Source organism: Methanofastidiosum sp. (assembly GCA_020854815.1).
Classification (GTDB): Archaea; Methanobacteriota_B; Thermococci; order Methanofastidiosales; family Methanofastidiosaceae; genus Methanofastidiosum.
The window spans coordinates 26,903-49,532 of record JAHKLW010000060.1 but is presented as its reverse complement, the minus strand read 5'-3'; the positions used below and the strand labels follow the sequence as shown (position 1 = coordinate 49,532).

Below are 22,630 nucleotides of genomic sequence, written 5' to 3'. Positions count from 1 at the left end.
TCTTTTTAGCCTTAGGGCGGGAGCAATACTTGCCGTATTTGGAAATCGTAAGACACAGGAGTTTGAGGTCAAAGGAGAAGCAGACGCAGCAAAAGCAACGCTTGAGTCGATAAACATCCTCTCAGATTGGGATAAGATTAAAGAAAAAAAGAATAAAAAATACATCTATCCCTCTTTAATCTAAAAAATTAGAGCAAATGTTTTAAAACGACCTAATTTTATACAATTAATCATGCCGTTGTAGCAAAGCTCGGCCATGCGCTAGACTCGTAATCTAGTTCGACGGGGGTTCAAATCCCCCCAACGGCTTCATATTTTAATTCGAAATCACTCGGCTTAGTATATAAATAAAAATGAAATTTCTACAAAATACTCTTATTTTCCTGAGCGCAAATCAATTTTTGGCCTTATCTGTATCGTCCTTAAATTCTTCCATAAGATCTATTGTTTCAATTTAAGATATTTTACAAGTGTAAGCTTGAGGTATATAATTTATAAAGTATTTTAATTACAAATATATACTTGTAAGACCTCGATAACTATATAATTGTATAGAATTTAATATCCTGGAGGCAAAATAAAGATGGTAAGCCCAGTAAATTTCAATACTTTTTCAGAAGAGGATTTCATAAAATTTGCCCTTGATTCCCTGATGGTCAATATTAGGGATGGCACTGAAAGGAAATACCTGACAAAGACAAGGCTTGTGAAATTCATAGTATTTATTGCTGAGAAATTGAACTATTCAAATCTAACATATGGCTGGTACAGGCACGGATTTTATTCTCCCGTGGCAGTAGAGATTTTGAATACCAAGCATGTTAACTCTTTATCCGATTATGTTAGCGCAGATATTAATTCCAAACCTGAGGAGCGTTTAGCTATAGACAAAATCATCAACGACTACAAAAACATATTCATGAAACCAAGGGAACAATTTTACGACTGGGTATACAAAAATAAATGTCCGAAGGAGTATAAGCCTCTTTATAAAAACAATATGCAAACAGTGGAATTCATTAGTCAAATAATAGATTCCATAAAAAAAGACAGTTATGAGCCTTCAATCAATAACAAGATTGAGAATGTTATAACAGACTACTACACCTCACTGCATCATGTGAAAGATGAAGAAGTACTCCAGGCTTTTTGTGATTTTACAGACATATTTGAAAGCATGATGCTAGGCCTAAGAAATAATAAAAATAGATCCAAAGCAATCGGCTACCTGGGAAAGCTAAAAGAAATCCAGAATAGGCTTTACACATATTTGACCCCGTACACCAATACGCTGACAGGCCCTAAAAAAGAAGAGGAAATTAAAAGATTCAAAGAGAAATCAAAATCAGAAGTGGCAATAATAAGAAAAGAGCTGCAAGAACTTCAGTCAGACCTCAGAAAAGAAAATATCTGGCCTTCATATGAGGAAATGCTTTCTTATACGGAAGAATTATCAAAAGATCTAAAACCTGAGGAATTAAAAAAATTGGAGAGAATGATGCTATCGTAGGGGTGCTATGAACTTCTTTTGTGACTCTGGCGTTCCCATAGCATATTCCTATCCAAGTGATAAATTCCACATTAATGCAAAAAAACATTTCCAGAAATTCCCATTTTCTAGTTACAAATATTTTTTCTCAAGAGAAGTGAGAATGGAATTTGAGAAAAAGAGGTTAGAGAGATTTAGCGCCACTGGCAGGGATGTCAGAACAATCAGATCAATTCAGAAGACCACCTTTGATTTTTTTTCACGTGCAACTGAAAAGAATTTCCACAATGACAAGCTGTTTAATAATCTAGAAAAAGCCATACTTGATGAACTTGTAACGAAAACTGGAAAGAGCCCCTACAATCTTGAAAAGGATTCAAAAATCATCAGCAATTCAATTTTATGGTCCTTTAGAGAATCTCCTTCCAATCCAACTTTTTTAACTGTGGACTATAATGATATTATAAAAAATGGGGAGTTCATAATCCAGGCAGCATCCAAGGTAATCGGTCAAAAAATAATACTATTTTTTAGAGGGCTTTTTGAATCTAAGTGATAAGTTTGCAATTGGCCTTAAAATTAGGGCCAATTTGATTTATGTAGGTTATGTAGGATATTGGCCATTTTTATAAAAACCCCTATACGAGGCGTAAAATTTTATATTTTCTAGAAAATGGGGTAAAACCTACATATCCTACATAGATTCTAGGTGTCTTCAATTATGGCTTCTTCCGGTGGATTAAATTCAATATACTCTTCATTTGACATCCACTCGCGCTTGATGCCTATGTTCATGTACAAAACGCCTTCCATGGTCCTTTCCTTGTCATAACCCTTGTCCTTCATTATGCGCCCGAACTTCTGGATCTTGAACGTTGTAATTCCCTCAAGCTGTGAGAAGTTTTCATAGACAGTGTAGAGCTCAAAGCTCTTGACTTTGGAACCTTTCTCTACGTAGCAGCACTTCTCAAGGAAAAATCCGACCGGATCGTTTTCTAGGTTTGCCTCGGTCGTTATGGCCCTAACTTTAGGGGGTATTGTGAGCTTCTTATTTAGTTCAATGTCCTTTTTGTATTCAATCCAGCCTTCATACATCCAGTTTAGAATTGCGCTTTTTACATTGGGGTCTGAAAGCTTGTATGGAAGCTCCTTGTCCTGTCTATCTTCAGGGATTGTCACGTCAAAATGCACAAATACCGTTCTTTTGATGAAGTTAGGCTCATGGCCAGAGTACTTGAGCTTGTGATTTCCCTCAAAGATAAGCTTACAGGTGGGAGTGTACTCCTCTTCCTTCTGGTATAGATCACGTGATGCGATCACATCCCCTCCAGTTATGCTTTTTATCAGGTTGTCATCGACCCTGTTAGCATCCTCCGGGACCTCATGGATAACAACCAAACGCTTGTTCTTCATCCTAATAATGTCGCTTCTTGCCTGGCCACTCTGCAGCTTCTTCTTTTCAAATGTGGTAAACGGTGCAACCTGAGCGTAGTCGCCCAATACCCTTGTTATGGCTTCAGTGAATCTAGACTTCCCGTTATCCCTCTTGCCGTAGCAGCAGTAGTACCTCTGCTCGATTATTGCAGCATTTAGGGATAGCCCGCAGATCTTCTGTACAAATAGCCTTACATCCGCATCCGGCAGTATGGTTGATATAAAATTGTCCCATAGGTCAGATTTTGCAGCAGGATCATAGGTGACATCTGCTGCCATAGTGATGTAGTCTTCTCTCCTATGCTCCCTGAACTCCATGTTCAAGAGATCAAGCGTGCCATTCTCACAGCATAGGAGGTATAGGTTTCTATCAAATCTATCAGGACTCACCTTGATTTCTGGCTGTGATTTAAGGCAGTTTATCATACCTTTGAGCTTGTTGTTGCTGAAAGAGTTTTTGGCAAGCTCCAGGAGTTTCTTTAGCTCTTCCTCGCTCTTTGCCTTTTCTGTCTCTACTTTGGCGATATTTTTGATAGTCTCAACAGCAAGCTCCCAGATCATGTTCATCTCATCCATTGCCCAGCGCCTCCCATCCCACACATAGAATAGATCTTCAGGAGGGGAATACCTGAACATGTTACCGAAGTAGTAGACCATCCTCTCAGAATTTCCGGCATCGTTTTCTAGGAAATGCCTCGTGGGCCAGTCAGTCTTTATCCTGTCAACTTCTGCCTCCGGCAGGGGCTCTTCTGTGAGGGTCTTATTGACAGCGTGGAGGCACTCATTGATCTTTTTTGGATTGTAGCCCCTATTGTAAAGCTCTCCGGAAAGGCTTGTGAGCTCCATGTTCCGCCTTCCGCTTTTTATTATGCCTTCCTTTTCCCTGTCTTTATGCTCAGTATCGTTGGCCCTATAATTGGATTTGTTGTTCTTTGCCTCAATTGCACTGAGAAGCCATTCTGGAATCTCGGCCAGCGGGAAGTCAGTTGGTGACTTTATCCAGCGGTAGTGCCTTCCAGTTTTATGTATAGAAGGTGGGGCCTTTGCATAGGAACCTTCGCCCTGGATATCTATGCCGGGCCTTAGATCTGTGATCTTTTGGACATGCCTGCCATTGGTCTTGAAGTAGTAGTGGTAGCCTCCGCCCTCCCTTCCAGTCTTTACAAGAGGCGTAATCAGGCTATAGTCCTTAGGCTTGATGCTGTTCAAAGAGTCAAGGCCACCCTTATCTATATCGATGTCCATAACTGCGATATCGCTTATATCTCCGCATACTATCCCTATATCTGCACTAGGCCACTTTCTAAACCAATCTTCAACTTCTTCTTCAGTTGCCATTTTCTTTTCGTATGCCTTCCACTCTATCAGAGGTATTTTATCCATGGATTTAATCGGGATAACATTCCATCCCAGAGAGCGATAGTATTTAGCCCAGGAAGTAATAGAGCTATCAATCGATGGCATTGGCCCTATTTTTAGGGCCAAATCGTCATCTCTGATTTCACTCATCTGAGGCCCTCCTGAACGGCCTAGCGTACTCATTTGCAATTAGTATCTCAAGGGGCCGTGCAAGCCTTTCATCGACCCTCACAATCTGGCCTTTTTTGAAAGGTCCGTTTGGCAGGGCCATGCCGTCAAGAAAGAGGGGGATATCCTCCAGCAGCTCAACATACTGGCCTATAAGATTCTCTCCCCTAGAACTGGCCTTAATTTTAGGGCCAGGCAGCCCTTCAATGCAGTTATTTATGGTAGCAGTAATCCAATTCACCTACTGTACCTACCGCTCGAACCAGTAAATCCACTGATTCTGGTGACTAAGCGCATTTTTTCGCTTATCACATTTGAAGCCTTGAGCATAGGGCCTATTGGCCTTAATATCAGACCTCAAAATTTTCAACCAATGCACCACCATAGTGTGGCCGAGGTGTACCTTCTCCTCAACCTCTTTAGCGGTGAAAGGCATTATACCAGACTTGATCACATCTAAAATAGACGTGTCCATTCTTGTATTTGACATATTTACCGGTGCAGTTCAAGAAGGAGCTTATTTATAATTATCGTGCATGAAAATAAAGCATGCGGTATTCCTGATTACAAATTTATTAATTATGAGAAATCAAATACATTAACTTATAATCGTGGTTTGAATCACTGGATGGGCGCCAAGGTAGTTTATAGAATGGAATATACTATTACCCAAAAAAGAATCTTACTGAAAGATAAGGCCAACTAGTAAATGGAAAAGAAATATTTTTCCCTATTTCCCTAATTTTTTCCATATTCTTATATATGTTGCAACATATCAGTTTTCATAGTATTTTTTATTGATGGTGAAATAATGAATCCTACTCTCCAAGGACTTAACGAAAAGCAGAGAGAAGCTGTTATAAGTGAGGACAAACGGTTACTTGTTTTGGCCGGTGCAGGAAGTGGTAAGACAAAAACAATAATTCAAAAAATCATGTATCTTATTTTTGAACAAAATGTGGACCCTTCAGAGATTTTGGCCATTACATTTGCCAGAAACGCCGCAAATGAAATGTTTGATAAGTTAATTATAGAAGCTGATGATAAATGTGAGTACAAGAATATAGTATACAATAAAAAAATAACAAACAAGCAAAAATACGAGGAAAGAAAAAAATATGTATCAAAATATCCATGGCTCAATAACTTAACAGTCAGAACTTTTCATAGTCTTTGTTTTTATATTTTGAGAAATAACGGCGCCAAAGAATTTGATAATAGATTTAAGATTTTGCCGGATAAGGAATATGGAGATACACTAGGAACTTATTTTCAAGCACCCGAAGATTCTAAAGAAATCTTACATAAACTAATATTAGCATGTGCTAGCGATAAAGAATATTTATTGTTCTTGAAAAGGTATATCCTAGATCATTACGTTGAAGATTTAAGGTTAAATGTAAATACTAATCACCCCAATCAATATCCACGACCGTATATTACTCTAAGAGGTGAATCTGTAAGATCCAAATCTGAAAGATATATCGCAGATTGGCTCTATCGGCACAATATAGATTATGAGTATGAATCACCTCTCCAAATATCGGATTATAAAGCAAATCCAGATTTTTTCATACCAGAAGCTAATCTCTACATCGAACACGTAAGTAATCTCAGCTCCCCAATGGCTTTGAAAGAAATAGATTTCAAAGAAGCAGGCAAAGCTTATTTCAAAGTTTTTGAATCTATGACTGTCGATATAAATGAATTTCACAGAGAATTAGAGAAAGTTATTTCGCCAAGAATTCACAAGGATATTACAAAATTACCTGCCCTTAAGTTTGAAGAAGAGTTTTCAGGTTATCATAAGGAACTGGATAGATTTGTAGCGGAGTTAATTAGTGTAATAGATAAAATAAAAGTTGAGGGAAGAGATTTTCTAGAAATATATCAAAAAGCTCAGAATGACCCACATAAACGAGTGAAAGATTTTTACATTCTTATAGAACCAATAATCAAAAGCTTCTCAGATTATTGTACTTATCATTCATACCTAGATTTTAACGATTTAATAATTAAAACGATTGATCTACTTAATAACTATCCTGACGTTAAAAATATCTTCCAAACAAAATACAAATATATTCTAGTAGATGAGTTTCAGGATGTAAATACACTCCAAGTAAAATTGCTTAAACTATTATTGACAGAAGAAACACAATTATTTTGTGTTGGAGACGACTGGCAGAGCATATATGGATGGAGGGGTTCAGAAGTAGAATACATAGTTAACTTTGAAAAATATTTTGAAAACTCTAAAATTATAAAACTTGATATAAATTATAGGAGCCATGATAATATCGTTTCTGCTTCTAGTGAAGTTATAAAGCACAATAAATTTCAAATAGCTAAAGAAATACGCTCCATATCAAAAAAAGGTAAAAAACTTTATCTTTACGCATCAAAGAAAGAATCAGAAGACGGTGTCGAAAAGGTAGTAGAAAATATAAAGCAATTTTTGGATAACGGCTACAATCGTGAAGATATTTTAATTCTTTACAGAAAGAAACGAATGTTTGATCCATACCGATATGAACTGGCTAAAGCAAATATCAGGGTGCCCTCTGGAACTATTCATTCTGCCAAAGGATTAGAAGCAAGAATAGTATTTCTAATAGGATTAACTTCAGGCTTGTATGGATTTCCCAGTGTATGGGGAGAAGATCGAATATTCCAGATCATAAAAGAGACAAATTATGAGTTAAGGATGGAAGAAGAGCGAAGACTTTTTTATGTGGCAATGACTAGGGCCAAGGAAGAGCTATTTTTGATAACTGAAATAGGCAACGAGTCTTCTTTCATAAAAGAAATACCAGGGGAATTTATCGATAGAAGTAACTTCTTGATATTAAATATTATTAATAATGATATCCCTTTAGTTTGCAGTGATTGTAGTAACAGAATAGAAGATAGTTTTTTGTTTTGTCCTTATTGCGGCAAGAAGTTTCTTAATGGCAAAGAAGATTTAGAAATCCCTGATGAAGTTAAATCTATAAGACTTGAAGATCTTATCGAAAAAAAATCTTATCAGGATAGAATAGATAAATTAAGAATGAAACACCCCAGGGCCTATGAGAAATGGGAGTCTGATGAAGAAGCTAAATTGATTAATTTATTTAATCAAGGAACTCCAATAAGTGATATAGCTAAAGTTTTGGAAAGGCAGAATAGTGCTATTAGAGCCAGACTAAAAAAACTAGGATTAATTGATGAATATTGAAATCAATTTTATTAATAATTATTGTAAATAATAAAAAAACTACTATAAAAGGGAGATTAAATGAATTCAAGCATAATAACAAGTTTTAATGTAGCAATTGCTAGGCCCGGACCAAAAAGATATCTGTACGCGCCTAACTATTATCTTCTTGAAACTTTGATAGGATGTTCTGCACATAAAGTTTATATCCCCTATGATATTGAAACATTTGGAACTTTTATAGATAAAAGTATTGAAGAATTTCCTGAAAGTCTTAAACATAGAGTAGAACTTATCGATAAAAAAAGAAAAACATATAATAAAGTTTTTGATTATCTGGAACCTATTCACTATGATATCTCCAAAACTCCATTAGAAATTTCATATGGACTATTATGATTTTTTATACAAGATCGTATTGGCAAGTGAACGTAAGACTGAAGCAGATGTAAGTGGATTAGAATATTTATCAAGTAACGTCTCTATCCTAATGACGCATGTTCAAGATAAAGAATCAAGGATTCGGCTTGCTCAATTGAAAGGGTTGCTGTCATTATACGAGCCAACTCAGGACTTAGAGGGATTTAAATTGACTGTATCAAATATTTCACCTTCCGTGCACCATACGGTGATGGATTTTCTTGATGAATCAGAAATTATCAAGTTATCCGAAGATAGGAGCCAATTAGGTATTCCAAGTAAATCAAAAACGATACTCCCAAAATTAAGAAAAAATATCAGAAATATAAATATGGACAAGTATAACGACATAATCTCGATAGCCTTGTATACTCTTAAGTTGGCATATAAAGAGCATGATATTGAAAACGTTTTAGATACTTTGCTTGATTTGTTTAGTGAATTACTAACTTTTAAGGAGTATAGTCCTCCTTTACTAAATCTAGACAAATATCGTCTATATGGATGTAAAAAAACTTTCCCGAAGAATCCCCCAAACTTTGTTACTTCTACTGGAGCTACATGTGGTATGGGAGAAGTATTCACTTGGAAAGAAGAGAAAGATAATTATTGGATAATTTAAAATCTTTTGATTACTACATTAAAATCAAATAATAGAAACTTTAATATTCCTCAGTCCATATTTTTGTTCATGAAATATCTCGCCTTATTGTTTATTTTCTTAGTATTGTTTTCATTATGTGGTACTCAGATTATTAGAGGGGAAGAAAATGATATTGGAAATAAACTAATCTCTAAAGGCGGAAAATTATCTCTCGTGACATTATTTGATTTCTATTTTGATTATGGCACGTATGAGCCCATTCCAACTTATACAAATATAAAAGGGGACTTAAATTTAGATTTAGAAAATGTTGAAAAACTTTTTGGATATAACGTTGAAGACTTTACTTTTGGGAAAGTTTCTTTTTCTGGATGCATACATCCTGATGATCTTAAAAGAGTTGCCAATGAAGTTGAAAAATATAGCAATGAAAAAGGAATAATTGAATTTATACATGACCCCTATCGTATTATTACAAAAGACGGAGTGATTAAATTCGTGAGTGATTGGACCTTCATTGTCAGGAATTTAGAAGGAAATATTACTCATTACAAAGGCATCGTTGAAGATATAACTGAAAGAAAAAAAGCTGAAGATCGTTTAAAGTCTACAAATAAACAACTTGAAGACATAATAGAATTCTTACCTGATGCAACATTTATCATTGACAACGACAAAAAAATCATAGCTTGGAATCGCGCAATGGAACAAATGACGGGAATTCCAAAAATAGAAATTTTAGGAAAGGATCGTTCTTATGGGGCAGTTCCTTTTTATGGAAGGCAGAGGCCCTATTTAATAGATCTCATCTTCAAACCTGACTCAGATATTTCTTCTAAATATGATTTTGTAAAGCGGAAAGGAAAGGCATTGTATGTTGAAGTTTTTACGCCTGCCATTTACAATGGCAAAGGGGCTTACATGTGGGCAATAGCTTCGCCACTTTTTGATGCTGAAGGTAATGTAATTGGAGCAATAGAATCAATTCGTGATATCAATGAATTCAAAACGACAGAAAAGGCGTTAAGAGAAAGTGAAGAGAAATATCGTACACTGTTTGAAGACTCAAAAAACCCAATATGGACAACAAGTCAAGAAGGGATTATACTTGATGCCAATCAAGCAGCGGCAGAACTTCTTGGTTATACGAAAGATGAGTTGATTGGGATTGATGTAAATTATCTTTACGTTGATCCCAATCACAGGAGAATATTTCAAGCTGAGATTGAGGAAAAAGGATTTGTCAAAAATTTCCAGTCACAATGGAAAACAAAAGATGGGCGCCAGTTAGATCTTTTATTCGACTTCACCCTTTGGAAGGGCAGCGATGGAAACATTATAGGGTACAGAGGGATAGCAGAAGATGTCACTCTAATTAATAGATCTCAAAAGCAATTAGGAGAAAATCTAGAGTACTTTGCACACCTCGTAGACCATATAAGAAATCCATTAACAATTATTTGTGGATTTGCACAAGTCGAAATTGAAAATGAAAAAACAAAAAACCGTTTTTTGAAGCAAATAGCCAGAATTGAAGAAATAATAAAGCAATTAGATCAAGGCTGGATGGATACAGAGGACACAAGGAGATTTATGAAGAGGTATATGTGATAATTGTTTATGGGCATTAAAGCGGGCATACCTTTACACACATGCCACAGCGCAAACCGCCAAGCTCGCCGAACATATATTCCCTGCATTTCCTTCGGTCGATTTTCCCATCTATAGAAAAAGCAGAAACTGGGCATATCTCAACGCACTTGTAACAATCTTTGCATTTGTCTGAGATTAAACTTTTAGATTGGCCGTCTGCATCAATTTCTGCATCAGTTAAAATTGCAGCCATCCTTATTCTTGAACCGAATTTATCTGTTATTATAAGATGATTTTTCCCATACGATCCTATTCCGGATAGATAACATGCATACTTCATTGAAAAATTTGCCTTGAGCGTTTCTTTATTTGCATACCAATACCCAAATTCACTTCCTTCAGAAGGGGCAAGAGTTGCACTATACCCCCTTTCCTCTGCTAGCTTTGCCAGTCTAAAACCGGCAATTCTCAAAGTGGCAGTCGCAGCGAGAAGCGTATTTGTGTACTCTGCTCGGCCTTTTGGCAATGATTCATATGCGCCTTTTGGGATTGACACACCAAATACAATTATGCTGTTGCAGTTTTCCATTACATCCTGCGGCTTATTCCCAACATAGTCTCGATTCAAATATCCCTTGGCATCTGCTACGCCGATGAAGTCTAACTCCAATTTGTTGGCAGCAGTGAGTATCTCTGCCTTGAGATTATAATTTTTCATGCGCTTTCTCCATTAAATAAAATAAAAAAAAATAAATTTATAATCCTGCCCTTTGGACTATGGTGTTAGCCACCATATCTGCATTAAGAAATGGAAAGTCACTGGCCTTTAATAGTTTTCCCGCTTCCCCGGCAGTCACCTCAATGTTTCCAGATTTGCATTTAGTGTCTGCACCATGTGGAAAAGCCGCAATGAGTTTTTCTGGAGTATCTATTGGGAACTTAGCGTTTTTCAGGGCAGATGAAATTTGCAGTCTGATCTCATTTTTTGCATCCATTTAGCCACCTCCAACAATTAGAATTACTTTAGTCATATTTATATATTTTTTTGTCATAAAAATATACTAAATATACTTTAGTGACGGGCAAATATAAAAATAAATCAAACCCCAATAATATTGGTGATATTATGGACATGCCACAAGAAGTTATGGATTTGATCCAGGAAGAGCATTTGGTATTTGCAGGAACATCAGGGCGGGATGGGGTTCCAAACGTTTCACCTAAAGGGAGCATTGCCGTATTAGAAAAAGGCAAACTTGTCTTTGCAGAAATTGCTTCACCCCATACTGCAAAAAACTTGAAGGAGAATCCAAACATATCCCTTTACGTTTTAAATAAGGACAGAAGCAAAGGATTCCAGATAAAGGGCAAAGCCACACTTATGGATTCAGGCCCAATTTATGAAAACGTTTCTAAAGCATTGAAAGAAAAAATGCCCCAACTGCCTAAAGCAAATTATGCCGTTTTGATAGATGTAAAGGAAATATTTCCATACAAGAGATAATTTATTTTTATTTTTCTTCTTCATTTGAAAGATTCATAGAGATGCATAGTTCGAGAACGGCCAATAAAATTCCATGTCCTTTTTCAGTAATTAAGTAGTCTCCCCTTTCATGGGACTGAAGTATTATTTCGTTTTCGGTAAGCTTTTGAAGATGGAAGAGCAGATTTCCCCCTGTAAGGCCCGTTATTTTTGAAAGCTCAGAAAAACTTTTTGTACCGTTGGCTAGAGACTTTACTATCTGCAATCTGTGTATATTGGCTACAGGCTCAAGGAAGTCTGATACAATGGCATCGACAGAGACCTGATTGAGTTTTGACATGCTCTCGTTTTTTGATTTATAGATTTTCATAGATCGTGCTATTCTAACCTGTTTGCCGAAAAGTTCTGAAACTTCGCCAAAACACACCTCGCATTTATCGTAGGGTGCAGTTTTTTTCATGCCCCCTAACTTATCTTTGTTCTTAGAGGCATTTTCCTCGTTAAACTTACCAGAGTCTATCAGTTCTTGATTATCAAGCAATATTTTTCGAAATGCTTTTTTACAGGCCGGATTTTTGTTGCAGTCACTTACAAGATTGTTATCTAGAGATTGGTCAAGATCGTCTAGAATCAAGCTCGAAATGACCCCTCTAAAGTTATCGCCGGCATTAGTAGAATTATTTTGCCCTAATGGAGTTGCAGACATACTCCGAAGTTCTTTTCTAATCAAAGAAAGCTCAGATTTGATTTCCCTAAGCTCCTCTTCAATCTTGATGTCTTTATCCATAAGCATAATATTTGCAGGGAAATAAAAAAGTTTCCATTATAACTATTAAAGTTATTATTCTATATTCAGTATATTTTAATGCCCATAAGGTATATAAATATATATTTAAACTCATTATTGGTGATTCAATGGAAGATGGTATTGAAAAAATAAAAAACATGGCCATTGAAAAGGGTGCAAACTCTGTTAAAATAATACCCATATCGGACATATCTGTAAATGATTGGGTCAGGCAGAAGTGCGAATTTGGGTGCCGACAGTACGGGAAAAGGTTTGCATGCCCCCCTTACGTGCAGCCGCCTGATGAGACAAGAAAAAGGTTAAATGAGTACAGCAAAGCAATGTTAATTGAATTTACGGACCTTAGAGAAAGAGGAGAGTGGAGACAAATCCAAAGAAATATGGCAAGCCTTGAAAGGTAGGCTTTCTTGAGCGGACTCTACAGGGCATTTGCATACTACGCAGGAACATGCAGGCTTTGCGATGTTTGCCCTGCGGAAAGCCTGGAAAATCCAAGTTTATTTGACAAAAAGAAGTGCGTTAATCGAAGAATTGCAAGGCCCTCAATGGAAGGTGCAGGGATTGATGTTTTCAAGACTGCAAGAAACGCAGGCTACCAACTAGATGTAGTAAAAGAAGAAAATACTTGTTTTAAGAGTTTTTGCTTACTGCTGCTGGAATAATGTAAAATTAATATAATTTTTCTATTCTTTTATCCATTTCCAATTCCCTTCCAGAAAAGTAGCCCCACTCCTCAGTTAGCCCTAGAACTAGGCCGTAGTAGATTATGTCGTTCTCTGATTGTCCATTTATCATAGAGCCGCCTGTCTTGTCTTCGACTAACCTAATCTCAGAAATCTCAGTTGCAAACCAGTGCCAGTCAGTCGTGCTTTTCCATGCGGCCATTATCTCATTTCCTTCAACAAACTTCTTCCCGTTCATTTCAATTATTGTCGTCGTTTTGCATCACCTGAATTTATCCTGCAAAGGCTGGACTAATACATTGTCATGACCTAGAGCTAAAATTAGGGCCAGAAATTGGATCTTATTTTTAAGGCCAGATTATTGTATCTACGTTTAATTCAGGGGTTAAAATAGAAATTATGTATATAAGAAATTAAAAATTATATTTCAGATTCTATTTTTTCTTCTTCTTAAGTTCTTCCAAATAGCCTTCTTTCATTTTTGGGTCGGAATTAACAATCTCAATCAATTCTAAGAACAGGTTGGCTCCTTTTATCATACTAACATCCTCTTCGGCACATTTAAAAAAGAATTTTTTTAGTTCCTTTTCATGTTTTTCCATTTCAAAGATTTTATCTTCCTCTAACGACATCCCGCAGCGGTAGCAGAACTCTGATGTAGGGCCGCAGTTTTCTTTGCATCTTGGGCATATTAAGGGTTTTAGGGATTCTTTTTCTTTTTTTTTCATCAGTTTCAAATCCATAGACTTTGTTGTAGATGGCCTTATCAATATCCCTACCTGATAGGTGGACATATATCCTTGGCATGTCTGAGCCCATCTGCCAACCAAGGTAATGGCACATTTCTGACTCTGTCAGTTTTGAGGCCAGATGCGTGGCACGTGCATGGCGCAAAAGATGTGGGGTAATCTTCTTTTTTAGTCCTGCATTTTTCACCGCCTTTTTCAATACGAGGCTATAGACATCATAATAGAGGGGTTTGCCATAATTCCTCATTCCTAGCCCAACAAAAAGATCTGTATCCTCCCCAGGACATGGATGCATCTGCATCCAGTTCTTAATGTAGGATTCAGAGAAAACAAAAGGAACTAGCCTCTCCCCCGTCTTTCCACTAACTTTTACCTTGCCACCAAACTTGTTGAACTCTATGTCCTTAAATTTAATTGATGCAAGCTCCCCTATCCTAAATCCACCTTCATAGAGGAGTGCAATCATGGCCTTATCCCTGGGATGCTTAGCTGAATCAATTAACGAGAATACTTCATCCTTTGTGAGAATATCGGGTTTTCTATCAACCCTTCTGTTGCCTCTTAAGGGTTCAATTCCTTCCCATTTTTCTCCCTTGTACCATTTGAAGAATCTTCTAAGGCCCTTCTGGAATTCATTTTTTGTATGAAGGGATATATCCAGCATTTCAATTTTTTCTAGAACTTCTGTCGTATCTTTTAATCCCCACTCAGAAAAAGGCTTATCATTGTACCTCTCGCAAACTAATCTTAGCGAAGACATGTATCTGATAGTTCTATGCAAACCAATCCTCGTGGCTATTAGGTAACTTTTGAATTCCATTATCGCAGTTTTATTTTCTTCACAGATGTTTGATTTCTCCAGCAGAGCCATTTGATTTTCATATCTTATTTTTCCCTTGTGAATGTCCATGACCTTAGCATTTGGTAGTTAAGATATATACATTATCCTTGGGATTTCGTATTTATTAAATTGGCTCCCCAACGGCTTCATATTTTAATTTGGACTCCTTCTCGTAGTATATAACTAAAAAAAAGTTATTCATATTTTTAGCCTAGTCTTTATGTTGGCGTCTTTCCTTTATGAAACCATAAAGATGATGCGAATAGAGAGTAAGGCCAAGAAAAGCATGGACAAAATGTCTTCCAGCGTCTACATCATTTACATCATAGTTTTTTTTCTTAATCACCAAATCAAATTTATTTGTAATTTCTTGATTAATTGCTTCGCTGAGAAAATCGATAAGTTCTGAAGGCGATCCATTCTTAATGGCTTCTTCTACCAAAGGTATAACTGGCCCCTCATCTAACCCTGCTGGTTTTAACCCTGTATAGGGTGCATTTTCACCAGCTCTGTGAAGTCGGACGACAGTTTCAAAAAACCAAAGATCTGCAACTTCTTTAGCCTCTCCACCATTCTTCCCTGCAGCGAGAACTTTTTGAAAAGCATCAATAACCTCTCTCTCTGATTCCTTTGGTACCCAAGGTAAAATATATTTCACATTTCCTTTTTCTAATGCAATTTTAGCGGCAACTACTACTGGCCCATCCAATGTGTCACAATGTGGTGGCATATCATATCCTCCTTAAATTATCAAATAAAATTCTTTTTAGTCTTTATATAATTTACCTTCTAAACACAGCGTGTTTTTTCAAAAACAAATAAGAAAAGTGTTACACCTAAATAATTTTATATATTCTCTATTAAAAACTAAGCCAGAAGTGATTTTATGGGAAGCAAAGAATATTTTGATGCTATATCTCTTGAGTGGGACGGGATGAGATCAGAGTATTTCTCAAATAATGTAAGGGATAAATCTTATTCTATTGCAAAAATTCAAAAAGGAAAGATTGCAGCAGATATCGGCGCAGGCACTGGCTATATCACAGAAGGCTTGGTGAAAAAGGGATTGAGAGTAATTGCCATTGACCAATCTGAAAAAATGCTTAATTTACTGAAAACTAAATTATCGAACTCCCCTTTACTTGAAACAAGAGTGGGAAAAAGTGATAGTTTGCCAATAGATGATAATGCAGTTGATTATGTCTTTGCCAATATGTATCTCCACCATGTAGAAAATCCTTTTTCTGCCGTAAAAGAAATGGCGAGAATATTAAAATCTAATGGAAAGATGATAATTACTGATCTTGATGCACATGATTTTGAATTTTTGAGAGAGGAGTAGCATGACTTATGGCTAGGTTTTGATAGAGAAGACCTTTCAAGATGGTACAATGAAAGTGGATTAAAAAATGTGGAAATAGGGTGCATAGGTGAAAACTGCTGTTCACCTTCTGAAACTTGTGACGAAAAGGCTTCAGTTTCAATATTTTATGCATACGGAGAGAAATAATGTATCAAAGCTTATGATTTTGAATTAGAATTTTTTGCACTTCTCACATTGAAGATAAAAATCCCTTGAAAAGTTATTATTTATTGGCATTAATAAAAAGGCGAATGTTCTATTTTATAAATAGTGCCATGCCAAAGATTTCTCGAAACTAGGACAACAAATATTTAGTTTTCAATTTAGATACAATCATCTTACATATTTTCTGAGTCCTAATCCTGTAAGAACTAAAATTATTAGTTGTTCTAGTGAATAATTCATCAAAACTTATATAAACTATTCTTTCAAATCTTAAAAATAACATCTAACTAAAGGAGACTATATACTTGAATCTTCGGAAGAAAAATAGATTGATCATTTCCATAATGATTATATCTTTAACTATTCTAATTTCCCTATTTACTGGACTATTCATGGTAAATAAAACCTATGAGATGGAGTCTGAAACGTTATCAAAGGAAGTTCATAAAACAATCAAAATAATTAATTACGAAATTTCAAATCTTGATTCAACAGCTATGGACTGGGCTTATTGGGATGATACTTATTATTATGCGATAAATCAGAATAATGATTACATATCACATAATTTAATGGACGACACTTTTTCTATATTAAAAATTAATTTTTTTGTTATTATTGATAATAATGGGAAAATATTATATAAAAAAGCTTATGGCTCAGTAGAAGAAAAAGAACTTGATTTTCCACAATCTTTAGAAGATTCAATAGTAAATACCGATATATTTCTAATTGACGAGACAGATGGTGCTGTAAGAGGGATTCTAACAAATGAAGATGTGCCAGTATTTCTAGCCTCTCGCCCTATCTTAAAAAGTGATTATACTGGCCCCATAGTTGGAACCCTCATAATTGGCAAGTTTGTCGATTCAAGGGAAGTAAGTACCCTATCAGAGATTGCACCGTATCCAATGAATCTATATAAGATGGATGATAAAGAGACAAAGCAAATATTGGGAAATTTGCCCCCTGATTTCTTAGAAAGTGGCAAAGTTACCTCTAAAGCAATTAGCGATTCCATAATTAATGGATATTACATATTGAAAGATGTTTATGGTGAACCGGGACTTATACTTGAAATCGAATTACCGAGAGACGCATATATAGCATCGAAACAAGCGGGATTCTATTTTTTCATAATAATGTTGGGATTTGGAATTCTTTTCGGTGTATCGTTTCTCCTAGCTTTAGAAAAAGGAATTCTTTCAAAAATTTTTACACTCGAAAAAGAAGTAAAGAAAATATCAACAAAAAAGGATTATTCTTCTAGATTAAATATTCACGGAGATGATGAGATTGATTCGCTCGCCTCCAATATTAATGAAATGATTGAAAATATACAAAAATCTTCTGCCGTATTAAAAGAGAGTGAAGAAAGGTATAGAACTTTGTTTGAAGAATCGATGGATGCAATATGGACTACAGAGTTAGATGGTAAAATTATAGCTGCAAACGAAGCATCAGCAAAATTACTAGATATTCCTTTAAATCAATTAATTGGCTCAAATATCCTAGATTTCTACGAATTTCCAGAGGATAGAATTGAATTTCAAAATAAAGTAGATGAATTTGGGTCGGTTAAAGAATATCCTTTAAATCTAAAGACTAAAAAAGGAGAAAGAATATATTGCCTTATTTCTTTTTCTACTTGGCGGGACAATAAAGGAAAGGTTATTGGTTATCGTGGGATTGTACACAACATAACAAATAGAAAAAATTATGAGCGGCAATTATTAGAGTTAAATGATACTCTTAAAGTAATAAATAAAATATTAAGGCATGACATATTAAATGAACTCACAGTAGTTATGTCCTTATGTGATATGATAGAGACCAAGGATCATAGCCTAAAAGAAAAAATGATAAAAACAATATACAAGTCAGTTAATCTAATTGAAAAGATGAGAGAACTTGAGCAAGCTGTAACTTTAGGTGGGCAGATGAAGATATACAATCTTCAAGACGCAATAAACGAAGTAATCAAAAATTACTCTAATATAAAATTCTCAATTTCTGGAGATTGTAATGTTGTTGCAGATGGAGCGCTTAGTTCTGTAATTGATAATTTAGTTCGCAATGCAGTTGTACATGGGAAAACAGATAAAATTGATTTCAAGATAGAAAACGAAGAAAAATCTTGCATCTTAAAAGTTATAGACTATGGCTATGGCATCCCTGAAGATATAAAAAAGAATATTTTTGACGAAGGGACAAGTTTTGGTGAGAACAAAGGAAGTGGTCTTGGTCTCTATATCGTGAAAAAAGTAATTGAGCGTTATGGTGGAGTAATAGGAGTTCAGGATAATAAACCTAGGGGAACGGTATTCGTAGTAAAGTTTAATAATTTGAGGGATAAATCATAATTACCGTCAAATGTTATGTGTACAATGGGGAAGAAAATGGATAAACCACGCCTTAGAGTACTATTAGTAGAAGATTCATTAGACGATGCTGAACTCATAGTACGACTGATAAATAAAGGTGGATATTCTGTTTATCATGAAAGAATAGAAACTGCCAAAAAAATGAGAGACGCTCTTAAAAACCGTGAATGGGATATTATAATTGCCGATTACAAAATGCCCAGTTTTACTGGAATTAAAGCGCTAGATATATTAAACGAATTTGGTATCGACATCCCGTTTATATTGGTTTCCGGAACAATAGATGAAGAGACATCATTAGAGGCGATGAGGAAAGGGGCTAATGATTACCTCATGAAAAATAACTTTTCAAGACTAATCCCTGTAATTAAAAGAGAACTAAATCAATTCAAAATCCGGACAAATGAAAGAAAGTTTCAATCTCAACTCAAAGAGAGCGAGTCTAAATTCAAATCGATTTTTGACAACGCCGCAGTAGGCATAGTTCTTTTGAGTCGCGATTTCAGATTTATCGAAATAAATGATGCATTTGCAAAAATGCTAGGGTATGAGAAGAAAAAACTGATGGGAAAGAGCATACTAGATTTAACATGCCCTGAAGATTTAGAAATTACTTTAGAAAAATTAAATCAATTGGCCAAAGGTAAAATATCTAGATACCATTTAGAGAAGCGATACAAAAAAAAGGATGGAGGTATTTTATGGGCCGAGATATCTGTTTCAATTATCAACGATAAGGATGGAAACTTTCAAGGTATAAGTGGCATTATTGCAGATATTACCAAACGAAAAAAAATAGAGGCAAAACTAAACGAAAGTGAGCATAGATACAGAGAATTAATTGAGCAGTCGCCAGATAGCATAGTCACTTTCAATACCGGGGGATTTGTAACTTCTTGTAACTTAGCACATGAAAAATTCACAGGTTATTCAAAGGAAGAAACAATTGGTAAACATTTTACTAAATTGCCATTCTTGAGACTAAGAGATATCTACTCATATACTAAAATTTTTAAAGAACTTCTAAGGAATAAAGAACCTACTTATTATGAGGTGCCTTGGATAAAAAAAGACGGCACTGAGCATTTAGCCGAGGTTGTAATTGACGTAATTAAAAGAGATAATAAAATAGCCGAATTTCAATGCATAATAAGGGATATAACAGAAAAGATAAAGGCCCAACAACAGATAAGAGAAAGTGAAGAGAAGTTCAGAAGTTACGTAGAAAATGCGAATGATATTATCTATACTTTATCACTTGATGGTACCTTCACTTACGTTTCACCAAACTGTGTATCAATGTTGGGGTATGCACCCAGCGAATTAGAAAATCATCCATTCCAAGAATTTGTGCATATAGCGGACATACCTGTGTGCCTAGAATTAATTGATAGAATTATTAAAACAGGTAATAAAGGGGCAAACATCGAATATAGAATCCTCCACAAAGACGGTACTTGGCGGTGGCACACTTCAAACGGCTCACCAATTCGCGATTCTAGGGAAAAAGTTGTTTCATTAATAGGTATCTCTAGAGATATTACTCAACAAAAAGAGATTCAAGAGCGCTACAATCAGATTGCTGAACAAAGCCAGACTTTTCACTGGGAAGTTAATATGCAAGGATTATACACTTATGTAAGTCCAGTTATAGAAAAAGTGCTTGGATATTCGCCCGAAGAATTAGTTAATAAAAAATATTTTTATGATTTAGTAGCCGATGAAGACCGGGAGGAAATTAAAAGAATAGGGCTTGAAGCAATTCAAAATAAGGAAATAATCAATAACTTAGAAAATAAGCTTTTGACTAAAGACGGGCAAAGTGTTTGGGTCCTGACCAATGGAATGCCGATGATAATCGATAATGGAGAAATTCTAGGGCATAGTGGTCTTGATATTAATATCACCGATAGAAAAAAGACGGAATATTCAATTTTAAAAGAACAGAGATTTGCCAATATTCTTGTTCAAGCATCAGCAGCTTTCTATGTTGCAATGGACTCCAACGGCGATGTGATGTTAATGAACGAATCCATGCTCAAAGCTCTAGGCTATGAATTGAATGAAGTTATTGGCGCCAATTATTTATCCAAATTTGTTCCAGAAGAGGAAAGAGAATCATTATCTCAAACGTTTGATAAAATAATAAAGTCTAAAAAATCAACAATTAATGAAAACCTAATTCTTGCAAAAGATGGGAAGAAAATGTTAGTTGAATGGCACGGTCGGCCAATATTCAATGAAATGGGGAATTTTGATTTCTTCTTTGGTATAGGGATAGATATAACTGAACATAGACGTTCAGAAGATAATCTCAAACACAGATTGGCCGTTGAAGAAACTATTGCTCAAATATCAAAAAGATTTGCAAACTTTGAAGACCTAGATGATGCTATAAATTTATCCTTAAAAGATCTTGGGGAAGTGACAAATACAGACAGGGTTTATGTTTTTCTTTTAAACAAGGATAAATCAAATATGGACAATACTCATGAATGGTGTAAAGAAGGTGTTAGTTCAGAAATCAACAATTATAAAGGTATCCCTATTGATTTATTTCCATTATCGACATATAATCTTCTTGAGAAGGAAGGAATTTTAATAATTGAAGATGTATCAAAGCTACCGACAGAGATGTCAAATGAAAGAGAATTATTTGAGATTAGTGGTACAAAATCAGCTTTGTTAGTCTCATTGTTTTCTAAGGATGACCTTATAGGTTTTATTGGATATGATAAGGTCATTGAAACCGGCCCATGGGATCATGATGATATTAATATTTTGAAAATTTTTTCTGAAATCCTTAGTACAGCTTATGAAAGACATTTCTACCTTAAAAAACTAAGAAAAAGTGAAGAAAAATATAGAGAGCTTGTAGAAAATGCGAACAGTATAATAGCTAAATTTGATAGAGACGGAACGATTCTTTCAATGAATGAATTTGGGCTAAAATTATTTGGATACGAAGAAGAAGAATTAATAGGGAAGAAATGGCAGGAAGTAGGTATACCACAAATTGACTCTAATGGGAAAATCCTAGACAATCTAATAGCAGATATTTATGAAGATATAGAAAAATATTCTAATAATATTAATGAAAATGTAAAGAAGAATGGGCAAACAGTCTGGATTCACTGGACTAACAAACCTATTTATGATGATAAAGGAAATTTAGTTTCTTTACTTTGCATTGGAACAGATATAACTGAAAGAAAAAGGATGGAGGAAGAATTAGAAAAAAGAGAAAGAACATTACAGAATATTCTTTCTGATGCCCCAATTGGGATTAATCTTGTAAAAGAAAGGGTAATCATATGGTGCAACAATACTATGTCAGAAATCACCGGCTATACAGACAAAGAGCTTGTCGGAATGAAAACAAAGTTCCTTTATCCTACGGAGGAAGAATACAAAAAAATCGGAGAACTTTTCGAACAAAAGTCAGACAATCCCTTGGGAATTGAATCGCAATGGATAACTAAAGATGGGAAACTAATAGATGTATCTATAATAGCAAGTCCACTAAATCCACTAGACTATTCGAAAGGATATATAACGATTGTTTCTGACATCACCAAATCAAAAATCGCCCAAAGGCAGTTAGATACTAATCTTGAATACTTCGCACATCTAGTAGATCAAATAAGAAATCCACTAGCAATTATGGGCGGATTTATTCAAGTTGAAATTCAAAATGAGAAAATGCAGGACAGACTCTTAAGACAGATAGACAGAATCGAAGAATTGATAAAGCAGCTTGACCAAGGATGGATGGACACTGAACACACAAGAAGATTTCTAAAGAAGTATACTTGATTGTAATATGGAATATTACTTTACATTTCATCAATGTTAACTAACTATTTGAAAATCTTTGTTTAATATGTA

Annotated in this window: 21 protein-coding genes, 1 tRNA gene and 1 pseudogene; 14 read left to right on the top strand and 9 right to left on the bottom strand. The window is 35.3% G+C overall.

All coding sequences use genetic code 11. The annotated features are described in order from the left end of the window. From KO464_07710 to KO464_07695, 4 genes are all read left to right on the top strand, one after another. On the top strand, positions 1-184 hold a 184-nt coding region (locus tag KO464_07710), incomplete at its 5' end, for a uridine phosphorylase (protein MCC7573261.1). Between the two features lie 50 nt (positions 185-234). Then, positions 235-309: transfer RNA gene (locus KO464_07705), tRNA-Thr, on the top strand. Between the two features lie 274 nt (positions 310-583). Further along, positions 584-1,510 carry a hypothetical protein gene (locus KO464_07700; protein ID MCC7573260.1) on the top strand — a complete coding sequence of 309 codons (927 nt, stop codon included), beginning with the start codon at positions 584-586 and terminating at the stop codon, positions 1,508-1,510. A gap of 7 nt (positions 1,511-1,517) precedes the next feature. Further along, complete coding sequence (locus KO464_07695; protein MCC7573259.1) at positions 1,518-2,045, top strand: hypothetical protein; 528 nt, start codon at positions 1,518-1,520, stop codon at positions 2,043-2,045. Positions 2,046-2,194: 149 nt separating this feature from the next. Here the strand turns inward: KO464_07695 and KO464_07690 are convergent, their stop codons facing one another. Both KO464_07690 and KO464_07685 read right to left on the bottom strand, forming a co-directional pair. After that, entirely contained in the window at positions 2,195-4,432 is a 2,238-nt protein-coding gene (locus KO464_07690; protein MCC7573258.1) for a bifunctional DNA primase/polymerase, read from the bottom strand. Continuing rightward, a complete protein-coding gene (locus tag KO464_07685; GenBank protein MCC7573257.1) occupies positions 4,425-4,691 on the bottom strand; it encodes a hypothetical protein in 267 nt (88 codons plus the stop codon). Before KO464_07685 ends, KO464_07690 begins: the two co-directional genes overlap by 8 nt. A 570-nt stretch (positions 4,692-5,261) precedes the next feature. Here KO464_07685 and KO464_07680 point away from each other — a divergent pair. From KO464_07680 to KO464_07665, 4 genes are all read left to right on the top strand, one after another. Continuing rightward, positions 5,262-7,670: a UvrD-helicase domain-containing protein gene (locus KO464_07680; GenBank protein MCC7573256.1), complete on the top strand. Its 2,409-nt coding sequence runs from the start codon at positions 5,262-5,264 to the stop codon at positions 7,668-7,670. A 60-nt stretch (positions 7,671-7,730) separates the two neighbouring features. Continuing rightward, positions 7,731-8,048, top strand: a complete 318-nt coding sequence (locus KO464_07675) for a hypothetical protein (protein ID MCC7573255.1) — start codon at positions 7,731-7,733, stop codon at positions 8,046-8,048. After that, positions 8,035-8,691 carry a hypothetical protein gene (locus tag KO464_07670; GenBank protein ID MCC7573254.1) on the top strand — a complete coding sequence of 219 codons (657 nt, stop codon included), beginning with the start codon at positions 8,035-8,037 and terminating at the stop codon, positions 8,689-8,691. Before KO464_07675 ends, KO464_07670 begins: the two co-directional genes overlap by 14 nt. Before the next feature lie 69 nt (positions 8,692-8,760). After that, on the top strand, positions 8,761-10,284 hold the full coding sequence (locus KO464_07665) for a PAS domain S-box protein (protein MCC7573253.1): 1,524 nt from the start codon (positions 8,761-8,763) through the stop codon (positions 10,282-10,284). A 16-nt stretch (positions 10,285-10,300) separates the two neighbouring features. Here the strand turns inward: KO464_07665 and KO464_07660 are convergent, their stop codons facing one another. After that, positions 10,301-10,984 carry a 4Fe-4S binding protein gene (locus KO464_07660; protein MCC7573252.1) on the bottom strand — a complete coding sequence of 228 codons (684 nt, stop codon included), beginning with the start codon at positions 10,982-10,984 and terminating at the stop codon, positions 10,301-10,303. Between the two features lie 37 nt (positions 10,985-11,021). Further along, positions 11,022-11,261, bottom strand: a complete 240-nt coding sequence (locus KO464_07655; protein MCC7573251.1) for a hypothetical protein — start codon at positions 11,259-11,261, stop codon at positions 11,022-11,024. A 131-nt stretch (positions 11,262-11,392) separates the two neighbouring features. Here KO464_07655 and KO464_07650 point away from each other — a divergent pair, with 131 nt between their 5' ends. Beyond that, positions 11,393-11,770, top strand: coding sequence for a pyridoxamine 5'-phosphate oxidase family protein (locus KO464_07650; GenBank protein ID MCC7573250.1), 378 nt, complete (start codon positions 11,393-11,395; stop codon positions 11,768-11,770). Positions 11,771-11,777: 7 nt separating this feature from the next. On the opposite strand, the gene KO464_07645 is transcribed toward KO464_07650, so the two are convergent. Continuing rightward, a complete protein-coding gene (locus KO464_07645) occupies positions 11,778-12,536 on the bottom strand; it encodes a winged helix-turn-helix domain-containing protein (GenBank protein ID MCC7573249.1) in 759 nt (252 codons plus the stop codon). Positions 12,537-12,664: 128 nt separating this feature from the next. On the opposite strand from KO464_07645, the gene KO464_07640 reads away from it, so the two are divergent. Then, on the top strand, positions 12,665-12,958 hold the full coding sequence (locus tag KO464_07640) for a DUF2284 domain-containing protein (GenBank protein MCC7573248.1): 294 nt from the start codon (positions 12,665-12,667) through the stop codon (positions 12,956-12,958). Between the two features lie 6 nt (positions 12,959-12,964). Beyond that, complete coding sequence (locus KO464_07635; protein MCC7573247.1) at positions 12,965-13,219, top strand: DUF2284 domain-containing protein; 255 nt, start codon at positions 12,965-12,967, stop codon at positions 13,217-13,219. A 7-nt stretch (positions 13,220-13,226) separates the two neighbouring features. Here the strand turns inward: KO464_07635 and KO464_07630 are convergent, their stop codons facing one another. The 4 genes from KO464_07630 to KO464_07615 form a co-directional block, all read right to left on the bottom strand. After that, positions 13,227-13,478, bottom strand: a complete 252-nt coding sequence (locus tag KO464_07630) for a hypothetical protein (protein MCC7573246.1) — start codon at positions 13,476-13,478, stop codon at positions 13,227-13,229. 196 nt (positions 13,479-13,674) lie between these two features. Beyond that, entirely contained in the window at positions 13,675-13,842 is a 168-nt protein-coding gene (locus KO464_07625) for a hypothetical protein (protein ID MCC7573245.1), read from the bottom strand. 10 nt (positions 13,843-13,852) lie between these two features. Continuing rightward, positions 13,853-14,899: a tyrosine-type recombinase/integrase gene (locus tag KO464_07620; GenBank protein ID MCC7573244.1), complete on the bottom strand. Its 1,047-nt coding sequence runs from the start codon at positions 14,897-14,899 to the stop codon at positions 13,853-13,855. Positions 14,900-15,041: 142 nt separating this feature from the next. Beyond that, positions 15,042-15,560: a hypothetical protein gene (locus tag KO464_07615; GenBank protein ID MCC7573243.1), complete on the bottom strand. Its 519-nt coding sequence runs from the start codon at positions 15,558-15,560 to the stop codon at positions 15,042-15,044. A 156-nt stretch (positions 15,561-15,716) separates the two neighbouring features. Here KO464_07615 and KO464_07610 point away from each other — a divergent pair. From KO464_07610 to KO464_07600, 3 genes and pseudogenes are all read left to right on the top strand, one after another. Further along, positions 15,717-16,340, top strand: a pseudogene (locus KO464_07610) (class I SAM-dependent methyltransferase). A 410-nt stretch (positions 16,341-16,750) separates the two neighbouring features. Continuing rightward, entirely contained in the window at positions 16,751-18,721 is a 1,971-nt protein-coding gene (locus KO464_07605; protein ID MCC7573242.1) for a PAS domain S-box protein, read from the top strand. Between the two features lie 36 nt (positions 18,722-18,757). Next, positions 18,758-22,558: a PAS domain S-box protein gene (locus tag KO464_07600; GenBank protein ID MCC7573241.1), complete on the top strand. Its 3,801-nt coding sequence runs from the start codon at positions 18,758-18,760 to the stop codon at positions 22,556-22,558. Positions 22,559-22,630 lie beyond the last annotated feature (72 nt).